The organism is Aeromonas sp. 25-248 (assembly GCF_053005425.1).
In genome coordinates, this window is the sequence record NZ_JBRKTB010000031.1 from 1 (window position 1) to 902 (window position 902).

Annotated in this window: 2 protein-coding genes; both read right to left on the reverse strand. The window is 52.4% G+C overall.

The window, feature by feature from the left end; genetic code table 11:
• Positions 1-153 precede the first annotated feature (153 nt).
• The gene (gene gmhB / locus ACVDHI_RS20735) at positions 154-696 is read right to left on the reverse strand and encodes a D-glycero-beta-D-manno-heptose 1,7-bisphosphate 7-phosphatase (protein WP_010675946.1); all 543 of its coding nucleotides are present in this window, start codon (positions 694-696) and stop codon (positions 154-156) included.
• A gap of 113 nt (positions 697-809) precedes the next feature.
• A partial coding sequence (locus tag ACVDHI_RS20740) for an EF-Tu C-terminal domain-related protein (RefSeq protein ID WP_131867864.1) occupies positions 810-902 on the reverse strand: 93 nt, incomplete at its 5' end.

Genomic DNA, 902 nt, shown 5'->3' on the forward strand with positions numbered 1-902 from the left:
TACCGACCGGCTTGTTTGCGTTGCCGCTTGCCCTGTCGATGGAGGCGCATTATAGGGAGCGAATTCGTTCTGGCAAGAGGATAATTGCAAAAAAATGGCTTTCACCGTTCAACCGCTCACAAAGCCACCAAAAAGCATCTTAATCCAGCGAAATCAGCCTGTGACAGGCGCTGCAACGGCAAAATCATGCAGGTTGTCGTAGATGGCATCGGCCAGCTCAATCCCCGCATCAGTAATCGGCTTGCCTGTTCTGACCATTATCTTGTGACCGACCTTGGCATTGATGGCGGCTTTCAGGTCCGAAGGTTTGTCACCCACCATATAAGAGCGGTCCATGTCGATGCCCAACTCTTGCTGCGCCAACAGCAGCATGCCGGGTTCCGGTTTGCGGCAGTCGCAAGGGGCGCCGTGATCCGGGTGATGGGGGCAGAAGTAGATACCATCGAGATCCACATCCCGATCGGCCAATGACCAATCCATCCACTCGGTCAGGTTCATGAAGTCATCTTCCGTGAAGTAACCGCGGGCGATACCGGATTGGTTGGTCACCACGACCAGCAAATAGCCTTTTTTCTTCAGCAATTGCATGGCCTCAATCACCCCGGGCAGAAAATGGAAGTCATCAACCTGGCTGACATAACCCGTGTCTTTGTTGATGACACCATCGCGATCCAGAAAAATGGCGGGTTTACTCACAGCAGCTACCTCTATAGATGATTTCGCAAAAGTATCTCACAGGCCAATTAAAGCCCCAAAAGTAAAAGGGGTGGCCGAAGCCACCCCTTTCATGTGTGCATATAAAGTATCGATTAAGCGATAACTTTAGCTACAACACCAGCACCTACGGTACGGCCACCTTCACGGATGGCGAAACGCAGGCCGTCGTCCATCGCGATCGGCGC